17 protein-coding genes, 3 tRNA genes and 1 pseudogene are annotated in these 21,679 nt (G+C 58.4%); 3 read left to right on the plus strand and 18 right to left on the minus strand.

The genetic code is table 11. From position 1 onward, the window contains the following. Window positions 1–34 precede the first annotated feature (34 nt). From HPT27_RS14230 to HPT27_RS14240, 3 genes and pseudogenes are all read right to left on the minus strand, one after another. On the minus strand, window positions 35–1,198 hold the full coding sequence (locus HPT27_RS14230; protein WP_172244603.1) for a cystathionine gamma-synthase: 1,164 nt from the start codon (window positions 1,196–1,198) through the stop codon (window positions 35–37). A gap of 126 nt (window positions 1,199–1,324) precedes the next feature. After that, the gene (locus tag HPT27_RS14235; protein WP_172244605.1) at window positions 1,325–1,951 is read right to left on the minus strand and encodes a LysE family translocator; all 627 of its coding nucleotides are present in this window, start codon (window positions 1,949–1,951) and stop codon (window positions 1,325–1,327) included. A gap of 25 nt (window positions 1,952–1,976) precedes the next feature. Continuing rightward, window positions 1,977–2,942 (minus strand): annotated as a pseudogene (locus HPT27_RS14240) (cysteine synthase A); the annotation flags it as partial. A gap of 316 nt (window positions 2,943–3,258) precedes the next feature. Between HPT27_RS14240 and HPT27_RS14245 the strand changes: the two are divergent. Both HPT27_RS14245 and HPT27_RS14250 read left to right on the plus strand, forming a co-directional pair. Then, window positions 3,259–5,466, plus strand: a complete 2,208-nt coding sequence (locus HPT27_RS14245) for a thiamine pyrophosphate-dependent enzyme (protein ID WP_172244609.1) — start codon at window positions 3,259–3,261, stop codon at window positions 5,464–5,466. A gap of 112 nt (window positions 5,467–5,578) precedes the next feature. Beyond that, window positions 5,579–6,982: a phospholipase D-like domain-containing protein gene (locus tag HPT27_RS14250; RefSeq protein WP_172244610.1), complete on the plus strand. Its 1,404-nt coding sequence runs from the start codon at window positions 5,579–5,581 to the stop codon at window positions 6,980–6,982. A gap of 56 nt (window positions 6,983–7,038) precedes the next feature. Here HPT27_RS14250 and HPT27_RS14255 read toward each other — a convergent pair whose 3' ends face one another. After that, a complete protein-coding gene (locus HPT27_RS14255; RefSeq protein WP_172244611.1) occupies window positions 7,039–8,280 on the minus strand; it encodes a 4-phosphoerythronate dehydrogenase in 1,242 nt (413 codons plus the stop codon). Between the two features lie 415 nt (window positions 8,281–8,695). Here HPT27_RS14255 and HPT27_RS14260 point away from each other — a divergent pair, with 415 nt between their 5' ends. Then, window positions 8,696–9,085, plus strand: a complete 390-nt coding sequence (locus HPT27_RS14260; RefSeq protein WP_172244612.1) for a DUF3718 domain-containing protein — start codon at window positions 8,696–8,698, stop codon at window positions 9,083–9,085. Window positions 9,086–9,385: 300 nt separating this feature from the next. On the opposite strand, the gene HPT27_RS14265 is transcribed toward HPT27_RS14260, so the two are convergent. The 14 genes from HPT27_RS14265 to HPT27_RS14330 all read right to left on the minus strand — a co-directional run bounded on the left by HPT27_RS14265 (window position 9,386) and on the right by HPT27_RS14330 (window position 21,513). Then, window positions 9,386–9,461, minus strand: a tRNA-Glu gene (locus HPT27_RS14265). 137 nt (window positions 9,462–9,598) lie between these two features. Continuing rightward, window positions 9,599–11,002 carry an ATP-binding protein gene (locus HPT27_RS14270; protein ID WP_172244613.1) on the minus strand — a complete coding sequence of 468 codons (1,404 nt, stop codon included), beginning with the start codon at window positions 11,000–11,002 and terminating at the stop codon, window positions 9,599–9,601. Then, the gene (locus HPT27_RS14275; RefSeq protein ID WP_172244614.1) at window positions 11,002–11,679 is read right to left on the minus strand and encodes a response regulator transcription factor; all 678 of its coding nucleotides are present in this window, start codon (window positions 11,677–11,679) and stop codon (window positions 11,002–11,004) included. The genes HPT27_RS14270 and HPT27_RS14275 overlap by 1 nt, the downstream gene beginning before the upstream one ends. 54 nt (window positions 11,680–11,733) lie before the next feature. Beyond that, the gene (locus HPT27_RS14280; protein ID WP_172244615.1) at window positions 11,734–12,096 is read right to left on the minus strand and encodes a PepSY domain-containing protein; all 363 of its coding nucleotides are present in this window, start codon (window positions 12,094–12,096) and stop codon (window positions 11,734–11,736) included. Window positions 12,097–12,179: 83 nt separating this feature from the next. Next, the gene (locus tag HPT27_RS14285; RefSeq protein WP_172244616.1) at window positions 12,180–12,785 is read right to left on the minus strand and encodes a glycine zipper 2TM domain-containing protein; all 606 of its coding nucleotides are present in this window, start codon (window positions 12,783–12,785) and stop codon (window positions 12,180–12,182) included. Window positions 12,786–12,903: 118 nt separating this feature from the next. Continuing rightward, window positions 12,904–14,289 carry an HDOD domain-containing protein gene (locus HPT27_RS14290; RefSeq protein WP_172244617.1) on the minus strand — a complete coding sequence of 462 codons (1,386 nt, stop codon included), beginning with the start codon at window positions 14,287–14,289 and terminating at the stop codon, window positions 12,904–12,906. 346 nt (window positions 14,290–14,635) lie between these two features. Continuing rightward, window positions 14,636–14,712 (minus strand) — tRNA-Arg (locus HPT27_RS14295). Window positions 14,713–14,838: 126 nt separating this feature from the next. Then, a tRNA-Ser gene (locus tag HPT27_RS14300) sits at window positions 14,839–14,929 on the minus strand. Window positions 14,930–15,011: 82 nt separating this feature from the next. Next, window positions 15,012–15,218, minus strand: coding sequence for a carbon storage regulator CsrA (gene csrA, locus HPT27_RS14305; protein ID WP_172244618.1), 207 nt, complete (start codon window positions 15,216–15,218; stop codon window positions 15,012–15,014). A gap of 199 nt (window positions 15,219–15,417) precedes the next feature. Beyond that, window positions 15,418–16,686: an aspartate kinase gene (locus HPT27_RS14310; protein WP_172244619.1), complete on the minus strand. Its 1,269-nt coding sequence runs from the start codon at window positions 16,684–16,686 to the stop codon at window positions 15,418–15,420. Window positions 16,687–16,713: 27 nt separating this feature from the next. Further along, window positions 16,714–19,335: an alanine--tRNA ligase gene (gene alaS, locus HPT27_RS14315; RefSeq protein WP_172244620.1), complete on the minus strand. Its 2,622-nt coding sequence runs from the start codon at window positions 19,333–19,335 to the stop codon at window positions 16,714–16,716. A 61-nt stretch (window positions 19,336–19,396) separates the two neighbouring features. Beyond that, window positions 19,397–19,846, minus strand: coding sequence for a regulatory protein RecX (locus HPT27_RS14320; RefSeq protein WP_172244622.1), 450 nt, complete (start codon window positions 19,844–19,846; stop codon window positions 19,397–19,399). A 41-nt stretch (window positions 19,847–19,887) separates the two neighbouring features. After that, window positions 19,888–20,925 (minus strand): recombinase RecA, encoded by a 1,038-nt coding sequence (recA, locus tag HPT27_RS14325; protein ID WP_172244624.1) that lies wholly within the window; start codon window positions 20,923–20,925, stop codon window positions 19,888–19,890. 192 nt (window positions 20,926–21,117) lie between these two features. Then, window positions 21,118–21,513 carry a response regulator gene (locus tag HPT27_RS14330; RefSeq protein WP_172244626.1) on the minus strand — a complete coding sequence of 132 codons (396 nt, stop codon included), beginning with the start codon at window positions 21,511–21,513 and terminating at the stop codon, window positions 21,118–21,120. Between the last annotated feature and the right edge of the window lie 166 nt (window positions 21,514–21,679).

Below are 21,679 nucleotides of genomic sequence, written 5' to 3' on the forward strand. Positions count from 1 at the left end.
TTTGTCTGTGATACAAGCAATCGTATCGGTGGTGTCAGAAGGCCGCTAGGGCGTTTTCCAGGTCCGCGCGCAAATCGGCAACGTCTTCGATGCCCACCGAGATCCGAACCAGGTTGTCGTGAATGCCCAGCTTGGCCCGAGACTCGGCCGGAATCGACGCATGCGTCATGATGGCCGGGTGTTCGATCAGCGACTCGACGCCACCGAGACTTTCCGCCAGCGTGAAAATCTCGACCGTTTCCAGGAACTGACGCGCCTGCTGCAGACCACCTTTCAGGAAAATGGTGATCATGCCGCCAAAACCGCTCATCTGTTTCGCGGCAATGGCATGTTGCGGATGTGAAGTCAGACCCGGATACACCACCTTCTCTACCTTCGGATGCGCATTCAGCCACTGCGCCAGCTGCAGCGCGCTTTCGTTGTGTTGCTTCATCCGCAGTGCCAGCGTTTTCACGCCACGCAGTGCCAGGTAACTGTCCATCGGGCCGGCAACGGCGCCAATGCTGTTCTGCAGAAACGCCATTTGTTCGCCGAGTTCGGCAGTCGCCGCAATCAGCAAACCGCCAACCATGTCGGAATGACCGTTGAGGTATTTGGTGGCCGAGTGCATGACCAGATCAGCGCCCAGTTTGATTGGTTGCTGGTTGTACGGAGTCGCGAACGTGTTGTCGACCACAACCCAAATGCCGCGTTTTTTCGCCTCACTGGCAATGGCCGCAATGTCGCAGACTTTCAGCATCGGATTGGTCGGCGTTTCGATCCAGACCATCTTGGTGTTCGGTTGTATGGCGGCAATGAAATTCTCGACCCTGGTCAAATCCACCATGCTGAATTGCAGACCCATCGAGCGTTTGCGGACCTTGTCGACCAGACGGAATGTACCACCGTAAACATCGTCCATGACAATCAGGTGATCGCCGCTGTTCAGCAACTCCAGCGCCGTTGACGTGGCGGCCATGCCGGAGCCGAAGGCAAAACCGCGGACACCGCCTTCCAGATCAGCCACGCAGCGCTCATAGGCAAAACGCGTCGGGTTGTGGGTGCGGGAATACTCGAAGCCTTTGTGTACGCCGGGGCTTTCCTGGGCATAAGTCGAGGTGAAATACACCGGCGGCATTACTGCACCAGTGGTCGGATCGTACTCCTGACCGGCATGAATCACGCGCGTGCCAAACTGCAGTTTACTGGTATCTTTCATGACGTCCTCTCCTGATGGCGCAAACACGCCATCACTCATGCTTTACCGAGCCGGTTTTATTAAACCTGTCTCACTGAAACCATCTCACCGAACGGATTTCACGAAATCTGCTGCAGTGAACCGGCATCAATGCCAAATCAATCGTGCTGCCAACAGCCAGAGCAGCACACCAAGAATGCGATCAAACCAGACCCCAGCTCGCAGGAACATTGCCCGCACCGGAGGTCGCACCATCACCCAGGCGACGAGCACAAACCACAGCGCCGTCACCACCAGCATCCACAAGCCATACGCCAGTTGTACCGGCCAAGGCGTACTGCGACTGACAATTGACGTAAACAATGCCAGAAAGAACAGCGTCGCTTTTGGATTCAGAGCATTGGTCAGAAAGCCGGTGCGAAACGCTTGCAAACTGCTGGGCATGTCGCCGCCATTGCCGCTGACATCCATCGTTGCCATCGCGCCGCTGTGCAGGCATTTCCAGCCCAGCCACAGCAGATACGCTGCACCGGCGTAACGCACCAGCTGAAACAGTTGCGGATTGTCACGCAGCAAAATCGCGATGCCGAGCACGGTGTAGAAAACATGCACCAGAATACCGGTGCCGATACCCACTGCGGTGATGCTGCCGGTGCGAAAACCAAATCGTACGCTCTGCCGGACCGTCATCAAAAAGTCCGGTCCGGGGCTGATCACGGCGAGCAGATGCGCAACCGCGATCAACGCAAACTCACTGCCGTATTGCGCCAGCACGTTGATAATCTACCGGGCGGAATTACAACAAGCCCTTTTCCTGCAACCAGACGTCGTTGTACACCTTGGAGACGTAACGGGTGCCGGTATCGCAAACGAGGGTAACGACCCGCTTTGGTGTTTGCTGTTCACGGCAATAGCGCAGCGCCGCTGCCAGCAAGGTACCGGTGGACGAGCCGCCCATCAGACCTTCTTTGGCGAGTAACTCGCGGGCCGCATGAATGGCTTCGCGATCCGGAATTTCATAGGACTTGGTGACCAGCGACATGTCGCAGATAGACGGGATGAAATCCTCGCCGATACCTTCGACAACCCAGGAGCCCGCCTGCTTGAATTCGCCGGTGCGGTGGTACAGATCGAGAATCGAACCTTCCGGGTCGGCCAGCACGATATCGACCTTCGGATTTTTCTCTTTCAGGTAGCGACCGACGCCAGACAGCGTGCCGCCCGAACCGACACCGATCACCATCGCGTCGATCTTGCCTTCCATCTGCTGCCAAATTTCCGGACCGGTGGTTTCGTAATGCGCCTGCACGTTGGCTGGATTGGCAAACTGGTTGACGAAGAACGCATTCGGCATTTCCCGCGCCAGACGCGCCGCCACTTCCTGGTAATACTCGGGGTGACCTTTGACCACATCGGAACGGGTGCGGATCACTTGGGCGCCCATCGCCCGCAGGTTGTATTCCTTTTCCATGCTCATCTTGTCGGGCATGACAATCAGCATTTTGTAGCCTTTCTGGGCGGCCACCAGTGCCAAACCCAAGCCGGTATTGCCGGCAGTCGCCTCAACCAGGGTATCGCCCGGTTTGATCAGGCCTTGCTGTTCAGCGGCACGAATCATGTACAACGCGATGCGGTCTTTGATCGAACCACCGGGGTTCATCAACTCCAGCTTGCCAAACAACTGGCAAACGCCGGTGTCAAGTTTGCTCAGGGTGGTCATCGGCGTATTACCGATCATCTCCAGGACATTACCGCTAACCGACATACTTAACCTCGATCAAATAGAACCAACATCAGGTGGGGTACGCTGCGTTACCGGACGGCGTTCGCTGCGCTGGCTTTTACCGCCCGTTTTTGCGGCCGGCGTTTTGCACCGCCGACACTTTTTACTACCGGCTTTTTCCGGGAAAAACCGGGGCGCTACTTTAGCACAGAGCAGGCGGCGGGCTCCCGACTCATCGTACCGGTGTCAACGGACGGCCATTGCTATACTCGGTCCGCTTTTCGAGGACCATTTAGACGTCCATCTATCCAAATTTGCGAACAATACGAGCGCCCTTCATGGGCCGTGGTAAGGAAACATGCTGGATCGCGCCAAAGCTGTAGATGAAAACTTCACCCGCCGTGTCCTTGACGGTAATTTTCCCGCCCCGGTTCGCCGCATCACTGCCGCTCAGGCGGGGCTGAACCGCGACACGTTTATCGAGCTGTTCCATTCGCAATTGCTGTCGCGCCATCTCGACCTGCAGGCGCGCATCCTGAAAGACAAGGGCCTTGGATTTTATACCATCGGTTCCAGTGGTCACGAAGGTAACGCCGCGATCGCCAAAGTGTTTCGCCATACCGACATGGCGTTTCTGCACTATCGCAGCGGCGCATTCATGGTGCAGCGTTCAAAACACCTGCCGGAAATCAACCCGGTGCGCGATCAGATGCTGTCGTTTGTCTGCAGCAAACTGGATCCGATTTCCCAAGGCCGGCACAAGGTATTTGGCTCGGTGCCGCTGTGGGTGCCACCGCAGACATCCACGATTGCCTCGCATCTGCCCAAGGCGGTCGGCGCCGCGCATGGCCTCGGCAAGGCAAAAAAAACAGGTATCGAACCGGTCATACCGAGTGACAGCGTCATTCTTTGCTCGTTTGGTGATGCGTCACTGAATCACGGCAGCTCGCAGATTGCCTTCAACACGGCCGAATACTGGTCGTACAAAGGCGAAGAAATGCCGTTGGTTTTTATTTGTGAAGACAATGGCATCGGCATTTCGGTATCAACACCGCCGAACTGGGTGCAGCACACCATGCAGCGCCGCAGTGGTCTGGCGTACGTGCAATGTTCCGGCCTGCATTTGCCGGATATCTGGTTGGCCGCACAGGAAGCTGAAGAAATCGCCCGTCAGGAGCGCCGCCCGGTGTTCCTGCATGTGCAGACCATTCGCCTGATGGGTCACGCCGGCAACGACACCGAAAGCCAGTACCACGCCCAAAAGAAAATCGAAGAAACCGAAGCCCAGGATCCCTTGCTGCATTCGGCCCGTATCGCGATTGAATCCGGCTTTATGACGGCCAATGAAATCGTCGCCCTGTATGAAAACATCCGTCAGCAGGTTGCCTACGAAGCCGAAGAAACCCTGAAGCTGCCGAAGCTCGACAATGCGGTCGATATCATGGCGGCATTGGCACCAGAAAAGCCGGCCAAGCCACTGCCGCCGGCTCTGACAAGTGATCAGACGCTGCAGGTTTTCGGCAAGGCCCAGTCGCAACTCGCTGAACCGCGCACTCTGGCCAATCTGATCAACTTCGCACTGACCGATATCATGGCCCGCTACCCAAACACCGTGATGTTCGGTGAAGACGTCGGCAAGAAAGGTGGTGTGTATCGCGTTACGGCTGACATTCAGGCCCGCATCGGCACCGACCGTGTGTTCGACACGCTACTGGAAGAAACCTCGATTCTCGGCGGTGCCATCGGCTATGCGCAAATCGGCTTGCTACCGATTCCGGAAATCCAGTTTCTGGCCTACACCCACAACGCCGAAGATCAGATTCGCGGTGAAGCGTCGACCTTGTCCTTCTTCTCCGCGGGTCAATACAGCAACCCGATGGTGATACGCATCGCCGGCCTCGGCTATCAAAAAGGTTTCGGCGGTCATTTTCATAATGACAACGCCTTTGCCTTCTTGCGGGAAATCCCTGGCGTGATCCTCGCAATCCCATCCAATGGTCATGACGCTGCGCGGATGTTGCAGACCTGCGTTCGACTCGCGGATGAGCAGAAGCGCGTGGTTGTCTTTCTGGAGCCGATTGCGCTTTATCACGTCAAGGATTTGCACGAGAAGAACGACAACGGCTGGGCGTTTACCTACCCGGCCAACGAAGCGCCGCTGGCGTATGGCGAACCTGGCATTCATGGCGACGGCAAGGATTTGGTCATCGTCACCTATGGCAATGGCAATTACCTGTCGCGTCAGGCCGAGAAAATCCTGCGTGACAAGCATGGCATCGCCAGCAAGATTGTCGATTTGCGCTGGGTAGCACCGTTGCATATCGAGCACTTACTGAAGGCCGTTGAGGGCTACAAGAAAGTGTTGATTGTCGATGAGTGCCGCAAGACCGGCTCGCTGTCGGAAGAAATCACCACCCATCTGGTTGAGCACAGCAAGAAGCTGCCGCAGATAAAACGCATCACCGGCAAAGACAGCTTTATCACCACCGGCACCTCATGGCAGTACCTGCTGCCGAGTGTTGACGATATCGTCACGGCGGCCATCGCACTACATCAGGGCAAGTAAACTTGCCATCAACTTGGCTTTAACTTGCCGTCAACACGCGCCGCCGCCCTATTTGGGCGGCGGCGCGCTATGATTTGCCTCACCTCATCCACACCCTGTACCGAACCTACGCATGAACTGGCAACAGTTTGTCGAACTCTATGTCCCGCTGATCGCAACCGGCTTGCTGCTGCTGATTGGCCTGACGCGACTGCGTTATCAGGCATCAAGCAGTGCCAACAGCTGGGGTTGGGCCTTGGCCATGATCTTCATGCCCTGGCTCGCCGTGCCGGTGTATCTGCTGCTCGGCAGTCGCAAAATCGCCGCCCGCCGACGCAGCAAAAGGCCGCTGCAATTTGCAGCACACACGCCAGATGCCTGTCGTCCCTGTTCGCGTCTTGACCGGTTGATTCAAGCCTACCAATTACCGGCTGCCAGCACGGGCAATCAGGTGAAGTTCTATTCCTCCGAACATGGCGGCCTTGATGCCCTGCTAAAACTGTTGGCTGCAGCAACCCGACAAATCGATGTCTCGGTGTACATCTTGCGTGCCGATGCTACCGGGCAACGAATCGTGGAGCTGCTGACCGCCAAGGCAAAAGCGGGTATCAGGGTTCGGGTGCTGGTCGATGGCGCCGGTTCATGGCTACTGTCGAACCGCGCGCTGCGCCGGTTGCGTCAGCATGGCGGCGAGTTTGCGGTGTTTCATCCGATGTTGCTCAGTTTGCTCACCGGCCGCGGTGGTCTGCGCAATCACCGCAAGCTGGTGGTAATCGATCAGCAAAGTGCCTGGACGGGTGGTGCCAATCTGGCACAGGAATATTTCTCCCGTTTGTTGAAGCAAAAGCCATGGCGGGATCTGGTCGCCGTTGTGCACGGACCGGCGGTCGCTGAGCTGGCGCGAATCTTCGAAGCCGATTGGTTTTACGCTACCGGAAAAACCACAAGCGATCAGCAGGCAGCCAATCCTGACATTGCCGAGCCTGACATTACGAAACCTGGCCATGCGGTGATACAGGTGCTGCCATCGGGGCCCGATGTGCCGGATGAACCTTTGCTGGATGCCGTGCTGACAGCACTCTACAACGCCGAGCGCAGTATCACGGTGCTGACACCGTATTTTGTTCCGGATGACAGCGTGCTGTTTGCGCTGGAATCGGCACTGCGCCGCGGCGTGCAGGTCAGGCTGGTGTTACCGCGCCGCTCCGACAACCCGCTGGTCGATGCCGCCCGCAAACCGGCCTTGGCCCAATTGCTGAAACTGGGGCTGAATCTGCGCGCCATCCACGGCCGCATGATGCACGCCAAGGCGCTGATCGTTGACGAACAGCTGGCCATGATCGGCTCGGTCAATTGGGATTACCGCAGTTTCTTCATCAATTACGAACTGAGCCTGCTCTGCCATGATCGCGCCAGTGTCAACGATCTGCAGCGCTGGTTCGACGATACCTGCGCCGAAGCACAACCTTGGCCCGAATTGAAACCGCTGGGCCCACTGACTGCCTCACTGCTGCACCTGATCAAGCCCTTGTTGTAAAACGTGCTTGCTTTGACAAACGCCAGCGGCAATAGGGACTGTCGCAACAGCCGATGTCAAATAAACGCGGCCAAGGATTGGTAGCGGGTTGCAATGGATTCACTGGCAGTAAAACGCCACGACACCAACTCTCGTCGCTCGGGATAGTTTTTTCGCAACAGATCAAACGCTGCCCGGCGATCTGCGGCAGCTGCCAATGCAGCACGTAGCGCCGCATCATCGCGACGCGGGTCATAGCAGTTGAGTAATTGCTGTAGCAGCCACTGCTGTGCCAGTTCTTGCCGTACCTGTTCTCGCGGTGCCAGTAATGCTTGCGGTAGAGCCTGTGTGGTCAGATCCTGTGTTGTGAGATCCAGTGCAGCCAAATGCTGAGCCGCCCGATCCGGAACAGCAAAGTCCGGCACCGCGCCCTGCCCTGCGACCGGCAATTGCCAACGTTCGGCATTGGCCGCATCCAAACCGAAATGCTGGCGAAACGCCGCATGGATCATGAAACTGCCATTGCATTTGCCTTCACGACTGTAACCCGCGATATGCGGCGTCGCCAGATCGACTCGTTGCAGCAAATCGTCCGGCAGATCCGGCTCGTGCTCCCAAACATCAAGTACAGCGGCGCGTGTCGGTTCCGCCCTCAACCAGTCAAGCAGCGCATGGTTGTCCACCACCGGGCCACGACAGCTATTGATTACAACCCGCGCCCGCATGCTGGCAAACGCCGCCTCATCCAGCCAATGCCAAGTCGGATGCGCCCCCTGTTTGTTCAGCGGCACATGCAAGGTCAGCACATCGCAATCGCGCAGCTCAGCAGCGGTGCACCACTGCTGCGCCCGGTTTTGCGCCTCGGCCAGCGGCGGATCACAAACCCGGAATGGCCATGCGAGAGCGGTCAATTTGGCAGCAAGCCGGCGGCCAACATTGCCGTAACCGAGGATGCCAATGACATCGCGTCCGGGTCGGAACCGATTGCGCTCGGCCAGCACCAACAAGCTAGCAATAACATACTCGGCCACTGCATTGGCATTGCAGCCGGGGGCATTGGCAAACGCGATACCCGCATCTGCCAACGCGACGTGATCAACATGATCGGTACCAATGGTCGCGCTGCCAACAAAACGGACCGCACTGCCTTTCAGCAAGTTTGCGTTGACCGTCGTGACTGAGCGCACCAGCAAGGCATCGGCATCAGCCAAATCGTGCGCGGTAATCGCCCGCCCGGGCCGCAGCACCAGTTCGCCGAACGCGGAAAATAGCTCGCGCACCAGTGGGATATTTTCATCAGCTACCAGCTTCATTTTCATCACAGATCAATTTGGTAAGCGTTATCAATCGAAAACAACGTCGGGCAAAAAATGCCCTCATCGCTCAAGTCGGCATCTTGTTGCAATCGACCACCGCTGTGACAACAGCACGCACACTGCATGCATATTACATCAGTACTGGAGCTTCAACGGCCGTTGCCTTTTCAATGCGGTATCAACCGCATTTGTCGCCGGAGAAAAATCGATGCCACTGCGCATAATCCACACCAGGTAACAATCGGTCGGCACTATTACCCGGCATTTTACCCGACAAATGAAGCAATTCAGCAGCTTAGCCTGCGCACCGTTGTGACCGTCGCAAAACCCGGTTACCGATTCCAATTCTGCGAGAGTGCCAGAAATTCCTGTTTGTGCGAAAACGACACCGCGATACCCGCAAACAAGGAGAGACATCATGAGCAAGCTAATGAAAGTGTCACTGCTGGCGATGGTCATTGCCGGTGCTACGGCGGCAAATGCCGGGGTTCGTTATGTTGCCGCTGACGATTCGAAGGAATCACTGATCTGCGTCAGCGCGGCGGTTGACCACCATATGGCGTTTGCCAACAAACTGGAGCGAGTGGGCTTTACCTACAAGCTGGTGGCCAACAAGCTGGACTGCAATGGTCAGGATATTGCGTCGTTCAGCGCCGCGGCAGGTAACCTGAAAACCGCTTCCATTCTGGCACGGCACAGCTGGAGCAAGGGCAGCGTGCAGATCAAGGAAGTCGCCGCAGCAAACTCGGACCTGCGGCGCCCCGGTGCGGCACAAGGCGACATCGTCATTCTGGTGAAGGGTGAATGAAGCCAGCCCCGGGGCGCCGATCTTTGGTTCCGGCGCCCGGGGCATTCAGCCATGGTCGGTTTCGTGTCTGGGGGTGTGGGCCTGTTTTCCAGACTCGATGGTGCCGACTCCACTTCACAGCGCCAAAGCGAGTTCGGGCGCTGAGCCTGAAGCTAGCTGCCGAAAATGTTGGTCGGCTTGGCGGCAATATGGTGAAGCGGAAAGCGGGGATCAGCGCAGTTCGAAGCATTCGGCAATGCGAATGCGGACGTGCGCAGGAAATTCTCGGCTGGCGGCAACGGGCGAGAAAGGAAAAGACGGTGGCGTCCCCACGGGGATTCGAACCCCGGTTACCGCCGTGAAAGGGCGATGTCCTAGGCCTCTAGACGATGGGGACGCAGAAGGCAAAAATGCCGACCCGTTGCAAAGGCCGGCGCATTCTACTGGCCGGGTCCGGCCCTGTCAAAGCGCTTTACGATTTGCCGACACTTCTCATTCAAGACTTCAAAAAATACGTCTAACTTATTGTTTTATTTAATGTAATGGCAATTCTATCCGGAACTCGGCGCCCCCCAGTTCGGCTTCCCCGATGCTCAGGCGACCACCGTAGGCGGCAATGATTTCGGCAACCACCGCCAAGCCAATACCCTGCCCCTCGACCTGCGTATCAAGCCGACCACCGCGGCTGAGTACCGTTGCCCGTTGCTCCGGCGCAATACCCGGGCCATCGTCCGCCACCGCGATAGTCAGCAGCCAGCCGCGTTCACTGCGCTGTTCCGCCACGCTCACCTGCACCGATTGCCGGGCAAACTTGCAGGCGTTGTCCATGATGTTGCCGAGCACTTCCATTAGATCGCCAACTTCGCCGGCAAAGCGCGGACTGCCGGTGATGACCAGCTCAATCTGGATCGCTTTCTCCGCGTAGACCTTGCGCAATGCCGCCGCCAATTGCTCGACCGTCGAAGTCACCGGCAGGAACGACGCAAACGGCGCCCGACCTTTGGTTACCGCACGCTGCAATTGGTAGCGGACGATGCCATTCATCCGCTCGACCTGCTCGCGCACCTGCAGACGCAGATCGCTGTCATCGCCTTCTCGTTCGGTCGCCCCCTGCAATACAGCCAGCGGCGTTTTCAGGCTGTGCGCCAGATTGGCCATGGTTTCGGCATATCGGCGCCGGCGCTCGCGTTCACCTTCGATGAACAGATTGATGTTGTCCGTCAGCGGCCGCAGCTCCTGCGGGAACTCGCCTTCCAGCCGCTCGGCATGACCGCCTTCGATCGCCCGCACGGCACGCGCAACCTCGCGCACCGGTCGCAGGCCCCAGCGCATGACATAAAACAAACCGGCCAGCAGGACCAGCGCCAGCACCGCAAAACCGCCCCACAACACCCGGCGAAAGGTCGCCGTGGTTTGCTCGAACGCCGCTTGCGACTCCATCACGCTGAAAATGTAGCGACTCTCCTGCCGACCGATGCCCTCCCAGATGACATCGTAACTTGCGCCGACCAGCGCTTCATCGCGCTGTTGCCAGTCATCGAAGCGGACAATGCCGACCTCACCGGATGTGAAGCGCGGTGCTGGCCGGTTCAACGCCGACGCCGAGCGCCACAGAATCCGGCCCATGGCATCGCTGACATAACCGTAAATGCCACTGTCGATCTGATTGAAGCGATCATCACGCAGATAGCTCGGCAGGCGAATCTTGCCGGGTTGCACTTCATCGGCGACGGTCAGCAATGAATACAGCTGGGCTTGCAGACGGGAATGTTGTTCGGCTTGCAGACTGGTAAAGAACGCGCGCTCCAGCACCACCGCAGCCAGCACCAGAAACAAAAACAGAAACGCCGCCGTCACCAGCACCAGGCGACCGCGCAATGACTGCGGCAGTTGCCGGACAAACTGGCGGCTGGCAACAACGGCCCGACGCAGCAGCATCAGCTGATTTTGAGGTTGAAGCGGTAACCACGACCGCGCAAGGTTTCGATCGGTTGCAGATCGTTATCCGGATCCAGTTTGCGACGCAGCCGGCCGACGAAAACCTCGAGCACGTTGCTGTCGCGGTCCTCGTCCTGATCATACAAATGCTCGGTCAATTCGGTCTTGGAAACGACTTTGCCCGGATGGTGAATCAGGTATTCCAGCAAGCGGTACTCGTAGGCGGTCAAATCCAGTGCGATACCGTTTCGGCTGACTTGCTGGGCAACGGTATCCACTTCAATCGGGCCAAACCGCAATACCGGATTGGCAAAACCGGCGGCGCGCCGCTGCAGGGCCGATAGCCGCGCCAGCAATTCCTCGATATGAAACGGTTTGGTCAGGTAATCATCGGCGCCGGCCGACAGACCGGTCACTTTTTCCTGCCAGTGGCCGCGTGCCGTCAAGATCAATATGGGATAGGTCTTGCCTTTGGCGCGGGTGCGGCGAATGACTTCCATGCCATCGATTTTTGGCAAACCGAGATCCATCACGGCGACATCGTAGTTGTATTCCAGGGCGAAATAGCAGGCCTCTTCGCCGTCCGCCGCCACATCGACGGCATAGCCTTGTTCCTTCAGCGCGTCAGCCAGCTGCGTGCGCAGCGCCGGCTCATCTTCCACCACCAATACCCGCATGCTCAGTCCCTTTCTCTTTATATGGTTGGCTATGCCAAGCCAGCGTGCGCCGGCTCAGTAGCTGATAACTTCACCGGTTTGACCATCGACGTGCACTGTCCGCACGCGGCCATCCTCGGTCAGGATCTTGACCCGATACACCGGCGGGCCACGACTCTCAATCAATTGCACCGACAGCACCCGGCCTTTCACTGCCCGCAAGGCGTTGGCTACCGCCGCCGACTCCGAGACCGCTGGCGCCTGCGCCGCCATGATGATCAGTGCCGGCGACGCGGCCGCCACCGGCATGGCCGGCAACAAGGCCAGCGAAAACAGCAGAGAAGTTGTCAGTGAAGAAAACAGCGCTTTCATCGTCAGTGCAGTCTGGGTCGGTGGGCTGGCGAGGTGGCTCTTGATATACCGAAAGCAGCTCAGCATGACAAGAACCACCGTCTGTACAGAAAACCGCCGTGTCAGCAAACGGCGGCGATCAATGGCAACCTGACTGATGACGCGGGTGCTCAAGGTACCGGCCGAACATCGACCCGCACGCGCAGGCTGCTGCCCGGATCATCCGGCATTTCGGTTTCATAGGTGCGACCGTTGTAGCGGTAGACCACGCGGTAGCCAACCACTCGCTCTTCGGTGTAACTGTTGTCAACAGTGCGGCAACGGGTTTCCAAATCGCGCTCGACAGTGACCTCGCGCGGGCTGACTTCCCGGCCAATCTGTGAACCGACAACAGCGCCAATCACGGTGCCGGCGCCCTGATGGCCGGAATGCTCGCCGGCATGATGACCGATGGCCGCGCCCAGCAATGCCCCCAGTGCAACACCGGCACCGGAACGGCGTTCACGGCGGTATTCGACTGGCACATCTTCGCAGATCTGGCGCGGCTCGTTGACCCGGATGAATTTGGTGATGGGAATGCTCTCGAGCACGGTGGCGTACTCGTAGCCATCGTCATCGTGACGACGATCGCGTTCCTCGGCCCGGCGCTGACTGCGGTCGCGATCCGAATCACGCGGTTCGGCACTGACACTGCCCGAACCCAGACTGGTCACGACCACGAGCGACAGCAGAACAGCAATGGGGGCAAACTTGGCACGCAACTGGGCTCGCAACATGGCGGCTCTCCGGTTCAGGTACGCCGCCAGACTAAGGCCGACTGGCTGAATTCGTGCTGAACACTCGATACCGGAAGGATGACCGCCATCGCACAGGTAGTAAACCTCGGCAATGCCGTCAGGCCGCCAGCTTCTGGGCCAGTGCTTCCAGCTCGGCACGCTTGTCGCGCAGCTGTTCGAACTCGCCTTCCACCTCATCGCCGGTCAGATGCAGCGACGCCATGACGGCGGCCGGCAAATGACTGCTGCCGGCATCGCCTATATTGAGCCGCTTCAGCAAGCGATTGGCGATCAACACCAGATTGGAATAGACCGCGTATGGGCTGGAAAACTCTTCCTGATGGTGCCAGCGCACGGCGGTGATGAGCTCCTCCGGCATATGCCAGGCCTGCATCAGCCAAGCGCCAATCTCTTCATGGGAAACACCCAACACATGCCGCTCGATGACATCGACCTGCACCGCCGGATTGGCCGCGACATAGCGATTGACCAGGAAAAATTGCGGCGGAAAAACATGGCCGAGCAACAAATGGCCGAAGTTGTGCAACAAACCGGACAGGTAAACCATGCCGCGCGGCGGTCGGAATTTTGCTGGCATCCGCTGACATAGGCGTTCTGCCAGTACGGCACAGAGAATCGAATGGGTCCAGAACGCCTTCAAGCCAAGCGGGCCTTCACGCGGCACTTTCAGCGAACGGCCGACCACAATGCCGAGCGCGAGGTTGAGTACCATCTCAAAACCGAGCACCCGCATGATCGCCATTTCCAGCGACGGGATTCGGCCACTGAATCCGTAATACGGCGAATTGGCCCAGCTCATGATCTGCGCCGCCAGACTCGGATCGCGGTTGACGATATTGGCCAAGTCACGAGCGCTGGCATGCGGATCCACGCGCAGCTTCATGATGTCATTGGCCATGTCGGGCATGGCCGGCAAATCGAACGTTTCCTGTACCCGCTGCTTCAGTCGCAGCGGCATGAAATGGGTCACCACCTCTTCCTGCGCCATTTCCGAAACGGCGCCTTTCAGCGCATCCGGTGGCAGGCCGATGTGGCCGCAGCCCACTTCGCCCAGCAAGCGACGAAATTCCGCCCGGGAAAAGCCGAGCAGACTGTCACCACTGCCGCTTTCGCAATACAGCCGGTCGTGACTGAAAATGGCTTCGTCGCACACTACTTTCCAGCCAAAGACATTGGCCAGGGCCGGTCGGCAATTCGGTGCGCAACCGGTAAAATGCGTTTGCGACTCGGCCATGGACAGCACATCCAGCTCACGCATGGTCAAGGCTTGCAGGGCCTCAAAATCAAGCAGGTAGTTGGCCGGCACCAACGCGATCAAGCGGCCCTGACTGTCTGCCAAGGGCACCGCCCGTATCACCGCTTCAATCGGAATTTTCAATGAACCGGCCAGCTCGGCAAAGCTGCGGCCGGGTTCGTGGGGCAGAAGCTCAAACTGGGCATTGGCATTGTCCAGCCATTGCTGCAGACGTGAGGGCAGTTCCATGGCACACCTCCGCGCTCGGGGATGATCAAGCATAGTCCGCTTTTCCCGAGGGCACGCAGCGAATCCCGCTCAAGATTCGGGTCTATGGCAAGGACTGCGCACGCACACTGAAGACGGCCGTGCCCCGACATGCGTTGCGTCGCATTCACCAGAAGAATCGAGTGCGACAAATACCCGTAGAAAGAGAGGTTCTTGGTGCGCGATTTCGCGCCGGACTTGCCAAAGCGCGCGTGCAGAGTGATGGCGAAAATGTGGCGCGAAAGTGCGCGCAGAAATGCGCATCCCGGTTGGCGGGCAAAAACAAAAAACCCGCTGAAACTTGCGGTTTCAGCGGGTTTTTCTTGTTTGGCGCGCCCGGAGCGATTCGAACGCCCGACCGCCTGGTTCGTAGCCAGGTACTCTATCCAACTGAGCTACGGGCGCGTTGGGGTCGCTATTATGCCAATATTTGTTTGCCTGTCAATTTTTTTAACTTTCGTTAAATCGGATTGTCCTTTATGCACACAAATACTGCGCACTGACCAATCCAAACCGACTGCATGCAAAAACTGGCGGAGAGGGAGGGATTCGAACCCTCGATACGCTTTTGGCATATACTCCCTTAGCAGGGGAGCCCCTTCGGCCACTCGGGCACCTCTCCTTCACAGCGGCGCGTATGCTACTGGAACGCTGTGAAATTGCAAGCGACAGTGGGCAATAATTTCCACACTGTCGCCAGAAAATTAACTCTGCTCCTGATCATCATCCGGCGTGAAACCATGGGTCTTTTCACGCTGAATCCGCAGATAAATCTCTTCACGGTGCACCGATACTTCTTTCGGCGCATTGACGCCGATACGTACCTGATTGCCCTTAACACCCAGCACAGTGACAGTTACTTCGTCACCGATCATCAGGGTCTCGCCAACGCGGCGCGTCAGAATCAGCACTGTCAGTCTCCTTTAAACTAGCTCGGGCCTACCCTTTGCCACAGCACCGGGTTTGGTATCGTTTTAGCCGCCGGCCCGCAGGCGGAAAGGTCGCGTATTATGGGGCCTGCGTACCGACTTTACCAATAGACATGGGGCAAGTCTCTGCTGGATCGAGTCCTGCCCGCCTCCCTAGTTAAGCACAGCCGGGCGATTCGGATCAGGCGCCGACCGCGCCCTGATCCAAGCCAAAGGCGGTATGCAGGGTACGGACCGCCAGTTCCAGGTAGCGTTCCTCGATCAAGACCGAGACCTTGCTTTCCGAACTGGTAATCGCCATCAGGTTGATACGTTCTGCGGCCAGGGCTTCAAACAGCCGGGTCGCCAGCTCCGGATGGGTCCGCATCGCGACCCCGACCACTGACACCTTGGCGACATGGCTGGACAGCGTAATCGCGTCGCCGGTCAGGAAGCTGCAGCGATTCAACAGCAAATCTCGGGCAGCGCCCGCTTCGTTTCGGGCAACGGTAAAGCTGAAATCGGTCCGCCGGTCAGCGCGCGGCGTCTGGGTAATCATGTCGGATTCAATGTGGGCAGCAGCCAGCACGCCAAACAGCCGCGCCGCGGTTCCCGGCTCATCCGGTACATTCGTTATGGTCAGCTGTGCTTCTTGGCGACTGAAGGCAATGCCGGAAACCAGCGGCGCCTCCATTCCAGCCGACCTGCCGGGCGCAGCCGCGGTGGTGTGCTCAGCGGCCTGTTCAAAGGTAATCAGCGTGCCAGGCCCGTCCTTGAAGGTGGACAGCACTCGCAGCGGCACCCGGAACTTGCCAGCGAACTCGACCGATCGGGTTTGCAGCACTTTTGAGCCCTGGCTCGCCAACTCCAGCATTTCCTTGAAGGTAATGCTGTCGAGCCGGTGCGCTTCCGGCACCATCCGAGGATCGGTCGTATAGACCCCATCGACATCGGTGAAAATCTGGCACTCGTCGGCGTTGATTGCCGCCGCCAGCGCCACCGCTGACGTATCGCCGCCGCCGCGGCCAAGTGTCGTGATATCGCCAGTCGGGGTAACGCCTTGAAAGCCGGTAACCAGCACGACTTTGCCCGCCGCCAGCTCAGCCCGAATGCGATCGGTCTCGATATGCTCGATGCGCGCTTTCATGAACACGTCATCGGTATGCACCGGCAACTGCCAACCTTGTAATGACAAAGCCGGACTGCCTTTGTCATTCAGCGCGATCGCAAGCAGCGCATTCGACACTTGCTCACCCGTGGCGGCCAGCGCATCCATCTCGCGTGGCGAGGGATTGTCACTGAGCGCCTGACCGAGCCCGAGCAGCCGATTGGTTTCGCCGGCCATGGCCGATGCCACCACGACAACCTGATGGCCTTGCGCGCGCGTTGCGATGATTTTGTCGGCGACATGCCGGATGCGATCCAAATCGCCAACCGAGGTGCCGCCAAACTTCTGGACGATTAACGCCATTGCTTTGTCGTGAGCTTCCGTGCGCGCTTAAGCCAGCTTGCCGGCGACAAAATCCTGCGCGGCCGTCAGTGCCGCGGCAAGACCGGCCACATCCGTAGCGCCACCCTGGGCCATTTCCGGTTTGCCGCCACCGCGACCACCGAGCTTGCCAGCGACAAACCCCACCAGCTCACCGGCCGGCAATTTGCCGCTGACCGTTTTGGCCACGGCAGCAACGAACGAGACTTTGTCGCCATCCTTGGTCGCGATCAGCACGGCGCTGTTACCGAGCTTGTCACGCAGGCGCTCAACGGTTTCGCGCAGGGTTTTGGCATCCAGACCATCGATTTCGGCGATCAGGACTTTGGCATCGCCAAATGCTTTGGCATTCCCCAGCAATTGATCGGCTTTGCCCGCGGCCGCCTGACCTTTCAGCAACTCGATCTCTTTCTCCAGCGCCTTGCGCTCCTGTTCCAGCGCATTCAGCCGCGGCTGCAATTTGTCTTCGGTGACCTTGAGATGTTTCAGCACGCTGTTCAGCGTTGCCTCGTAGCGCTGGAACACCATCAGCGCTTCGTCACCAGTCACCGCTTCGATACGGCGAACGCCAGCAGCAATACCGGATTCGCTCAGGATTTTGAAAACACCGATATCACCGGTGCGACTAACGTGAGTGCCACCACACAGTTCTTTCGAGAACTCACCCATGCTGAGTACCCGAACGCTGTCGCCGTATTTCTCGCCAAACAGCGCCATGGCGCCGGCTTTGACGGCGTCTTGCGGCGCCATCAGCTGGGTTTGCACGGCATGGTTGGCGCGGATCTGGTCATTGACCAAACCTTCAATTTCAGCAATCTGCTGGGCACTGACCGGCTCGTTGTGGGAAAAGTCAAAACGCAGCCGGCCGGGATCAACCAGCGATCCTTTCTGGGTCACATGCGTGCCGAGCACCTGCCGCAACGCCGCATGCATCAAGTGCGTTGCCGAGTGATTCAGCGCGGTACGTGCACGAGCGATGTGATCGACTTCGGCACGCAGGCTGTCACCCTTGGCGATGGGAGCGCTGGCGGTTCCCTTGTGACCGTGTGCATTGCCAATCTTGATGGTGTCGATCACCTCAAAATGGCCGGCGCTGCCGTGCAGCACACCCTTGTCACCGACCTGACCGCCGGATTCGGCATAGAACGGCGTGTGATCGAGCACGACAATGCCTTCGTCGCCGGCATTCAACGCATCCACTTCAGCACCGTCTTTCAGCAGTGCCACGACCTTGCCACTGTCCTGCAGCTTTTCGTAACCACTGAATTCGGTGGCCGCGTCGACTTTCAAGGCCTTGTTGTAATCGACATCAAAATTGCTGGCGGCACGGGCACGGTTACGCTGTTCTTCCATACAGGTCTCGTAACCTGCCATATCCAGCGTCAGCTTGCGCTCGCGGGCAATGTCGTTGGTCAAATCGACCGGGAATCCGTAGGTGTCGTAAAGCTTGAACACAACATCGCCCGGAAGCTGTTCGCCCTTCAGTGCCGCAATCGCCTGATCGAGCAACTTCATGCCCTGCTCCAGCGTGCGGGCGAATTGTTCTTCTTCCAATTTCAGCGCGCGTTCAATACGGCTCTGACCTTCCTTCAGTTCCGGATAGGCGCTGCCCATCTGCTCGACCAGCGCCGGCACCAGCTTGTAGAAGAACGTGTCTTTACAGCCCAGCATGTAACCGTGCCGGATCGCCCGACGAATGATCCGGCGCAGCACGTAACCGCGACCTTCATTCGATGGCGTCACGCCATCGGCAATCAAGAACGAACAGGAGCGAATATGATCGGCGATGACCCGCAGCGATTTGTTGTCATTGTCGGCACAACCGGTCACGGCCATTGCGGCCTTGATGATGTGCTGGAACAGATCAATCTCGTAGTTGGCATGGACATGCTGCATGACCGCCGAAATACGTTCCAGGCCCATGCCGGTATCGACCGACGGCGCCGGCAGCGGATGCAGCACGCCATCAGAGGTCCGGTTGAACTGCATGAACACGTTGTTCCAGATTTCGATATAGCGATCGCCGTCTTCTTCCGGCGAACCCGGCGGGCCACCCCAGATATCAGCACCGTGATCGTAGAAAATTTCGGTACACGGGCCGCAAGGGCCGGTATCACCCATCGCCCAGAAATTGTCCGACGCGTATTTGGCGCCCTTGTTGTCGCCAATACGGATGATACGTTCGGCTGGCACGCCCACTTCGTTCTGCCAGATGCCGTACGCCTCATCATCGGTTGCGTATACGGTGACCCAGAGCTTTTCTTTGGGCAGACCCAGCCAGCTCGGCGAGGTCAAGAATTCCCAGGCAAAACGGATGGCGTCCTGCTTGAAATAATCGCCAAAGCTGAAGTTGCCGAGCATTTCAAAAAAGGTGTGGTGACGGGCGGTATAGCCGACATTTTCCAAATCATTGTGCTTGCCGCCGGCGCGTACGCATTTCTGCGACGACGCGGCGCGGGTGTAGGCACGTTTGTCGAGGCCCAGAAAGCAATCCTTGAACTGGTTCATGCCGGCGTTGGTGAACAGCAGCGTCGGATCATCACCCGGGATCAGCGAGGAGCTGGCAACACGGGTGTGACCTTTGCTCTCGAAAAATTTCAGAAACGCTTCGCGGATCTCGTTGCTCGTCATGCTCTTGCTCATGGTATTCCCTGCTTCAAACCGTCTTGCCACCGAAATGGCTAATTGGTGTTCACTCTGGCGCGAATTCATCCGACTCGCGCGGCTCTTTCAGAAACGCCGCGAGCGCCACACGGGCGCTCGAGCTGGTAAAACCTTTTTGCAGCAGGTGGCGCATGGCTTTCATGCGCACTTCATGCTGACTGACATCCTTGTGGCGCAGATAGCGACGAATTGCCTGCAACGCCTGTTCATCCCAATCCACTTCGCTCGCTTGCAGCGCTGCTTTCGCGATACCGGCGGTGTGCAACGCCTGGCCAATCTTGACCGGCCCCTGGCCGCGTCGCGCCCGGCTGCCGATCAACATCTCGGCAAAGCGCTCATCACTTTGCCAACCGCGTTGCTTGAGTTCACTGAGCGCAGATTCGATCTCGTCGTCAGCGAACTCACGCTGATGCAGCTTGCGCTTGAGCTCCAGCTCGGCGTGTTCGCGACGCGCCAACAGGCGCATCGCGACACTCAAGGCCGTCGCTTGCTGACCGGCCTTTTTCCGCTCGGGCGACTTCAGGCTTCTACCTCGTCTTCAACTTCAGAGTCGACGGCGACCGGCACGGTGACAATGTTCGCCGCGCGAATCTTGTCCTCGATTTCCTTGGCCATTTCCGGGCGTTCACGCAGAAATTGCACGACGTTCTGCTTGCCCTGACCAATGCGCTGGCCATTGTAGCTGAACCAGGCGCCGGACTTTTCCACCAGACCCTGAGCCACGCCCAGTTCAATGATCTCGCCTTCACGCGAGACACCGTGACCGTACAGAATCTCGAATTCCACCTGCTTGAATGGCGGCGCGACTTTATTCTTGACCACCTTGACCCGCGTCTCCGAGCCGATGACCTCGTCGCCCTGCTTGACCGCCCCAATGCGGCGAATGTCCAGACGCACCGACGCGTAGAACTTCAGGGCGTTGCCGCCGGTGGTGGTTTCCGGGCTGCCGAACATCACGCCAATCTTCATCCGGATTTGGTTGATGAAGACCACGAGACAGTTCGAACGCTTGATGTTACCGGTCAGTTTGCGCAGTGCCTGCGACATCAACCGGGCATGCAGACCAACGTGGGAATCGCCCATTTCGCCTTCGATTTCAGCTTTCGGCACCAGTGCCGCCACCGAGTCGACCACAACGATATCCACCGCGTTCGAACGCACCAGCATGTCGACGATTTCGAGCGCTTGTTCGCCGGTGTCCGGCTGCGAGACCAGCAGCTCGTCGAGGTTCACCCCGAGCTTGCCGGCGTAAATCGGATCCAGTGCATGTTCGGCGTCAACAAACGCCGCGGTGCCGCCGTTCTTCTGGCAATTGGCGATGGCTTGCAGCGCCAGCGTGGTTTTACCGGAGGATTCCGGTCCGTAGATTTCGACTACCCGGCCACGCGGCAAACCGCCGATGCCAAGGGCAATGTCGAGGCTCAGCGAGCCGGAGGAAATCGTTTGAATATCACGTGAGGCTTGGTGGTCACCGAGGCGCATCACCGTGCCTTTGCCGAATTGGCGTTCAATTTGCGCCAGGGCTGCGCCCAAGGCTTTTTTACGGTTCTCGTCCATCACTTTCTCCATTCGGAATGTTCGCGGGGAAATGTCGTACGCGGGCTGCGACGCGGTTTAACCGGCCGAAACCCTACACGAAAGCGACGCGGCATTATTCCATAAAGGTCTGGCGGGAGGTAGCGCGAGAACCGCCCTACTGACAGCAGCCTGTCAGCAGGCAAGTCGTTGAAGAAAAAGGCGCAAGACCGGTCAGAACAGGCGCCGGCTGACAGCCAGCCGATGACTTATCGCACGACTCAGCACGGCCATGTCAGGAAGCGGTTTGCAGAAAATATCGTCGTGACCAAGGCCGATGGCGGTCAGCTCGGCACTGAGCCGGAATTCGGCCGAGCCGGTATGAATCAGGAAGCGCAGACCGGGCCGGAGCTGATGCGCCATCAGCATGAAGCTGGCGCCATCCAGCCCCGGTAGACGCAAATCGACCAGCACCAGATCAATGACCTCCGCGGCGACCAGCTCAAGCGCTTCCTCTGCCGTTGCCGCCTCTTGGGTGCGGAAGCCTTCATCGTGCAAAAAAGCAGCAAGGTTCATCCGTATCAGCGGCTCGTCATCGAGCACCAACACGACAGGGCTACGTAAAGGCATGGCGGCGTTTCGGGCAGGTTCGGCGGGCGGGAGCAATCGCGCGTTTCTACGCCGCTGTGGGGTCATCGTCAACCCAGATCTGGCACGTGAGCTGCAGCTTTGGCAAGGCTGCCTATACTTCAGGCACCCGAGCGGCGCCCACGCGCCTGACCCTGTCTGGAAAATA

This window comes from Permianibacter fluminis, from assembly GCF_013179735.1.
In the GTDB taxonomy this organism is placed as follows: domain Bacteria; phylum Pseudomonadota; class Gammaproteobacteria; order Enterobacterales; family Permianibacteraceae; genus Permianibacter; species Permianibacter fluminis.

What these genes read in the sequence shown, in the direction of transcription:
- HPT27_RS14230 (WP_172244603.1), bottom strand. Translation starts at nt 1,198, where the DNA reads ATGAAAGATACCAGTAAACTGCAGTTTGGCACGCGCGTGATTCATGCC.
- HPT27_RS14245 (WP_172244609.1), top strand. Translation starts at nt 3,259, where the DNA reads ATGCTGGATCGCGCCAAAGCTGTAGATGAAAACTTCACCCGCCGTGTC.
- HPT27_RS14250 (WP_172244610.1), top strand. Translation starts at nt 5,579, where the DNA reads ATGAACTGGCAACAGTTTGTCGAACTCTATGTCCCGCTGATCGCAACC.
- HPT27_RS14255 (WP_172244611.1), bottom strand. Translation starts at nt 8,280, where the DNA reads ATGAAAATGAAGCTGGTAGCTGATGAAAATATCCCACTGGTGCGCGAG.
- HPT27_RS14260 (WP_172244612.1), top strand. Translation starts at nt 8,696, where the DNA reads ATGAGCAAGCTAATGAAAGTGTCACTGCTGGCGATGGTCATTGCCGGT.
- HPT27_RS14270 (WP_172244613.1), bottom strand. Translation starts at nt 11,002, where the DNA reads ATGCTGCTGCGTCGGGCCGTTGTTGCCAGCCGCCAGTTTGTCCGGCAA.
- HPT27_RS14275 (WP_172244614.1), bottom strand. Translation starts at nt 11,679, where the DNA reads ATGCGGGTATTGGTGGTGGAAGATGAGCCGGCGCTGCGCACGCAGCTG.
- HPT27_RS14280 (WP_172244615.1), bottom strand. Translation starts at nt 12,096, where the DNA reads ATGCTGAGCTGCTTTCGGTATATCAAGAGCCACCTCGCCAGCCCACCG.
- HPT27_RS14285 (WP_172244616.1), bottom strand. Translation starts at nt 12,785, where the DNA reads ATGTTGCGAGCCCAGTTGCGTGCCAAGTTTGCCCCCATTGCTGTTCTG.
- HPT27_RS14290 (WP_172244617.1), bottom strand. Translation starts at nt 14,289, where the DNA reads ATGGAACTGCCCTCACGTCTGCAGCAATGGCTGGACAATGCCAATGCC.
- HPT27_RS14310 (WP_172244619.1), bottom strand. Translation starts at nt 16,686, where the DNA reads ATGGCGTTAATCGTCCAGAAGTTTGGCGGCACCTCGGTTGGCGATTTG.
- alaS (WP_172244620.1), bottom strand. Translation starts at nt 19,335, where the DNA reads ATGACGAGCAACGAGATCCGCGAAGCGTTTCTGAAATTTTTCGAGAGC.
- recA (WP_172244624.1), bottom strand. Translation starts at nt 20,925, where the DNA reads ATGGACGAGAACCGTAAAAAAGCCTTGGGCGCAGCCCTGGCGCAAATT.
- HPT27_RS14330 (WP_172244626.1), bottom strand. Translation starts at nt 21,513, where the DNA reads ATGCCTTTACGTAGCCCTGTCGTGTTGGTGCTCGATGACGAGCCGCTG.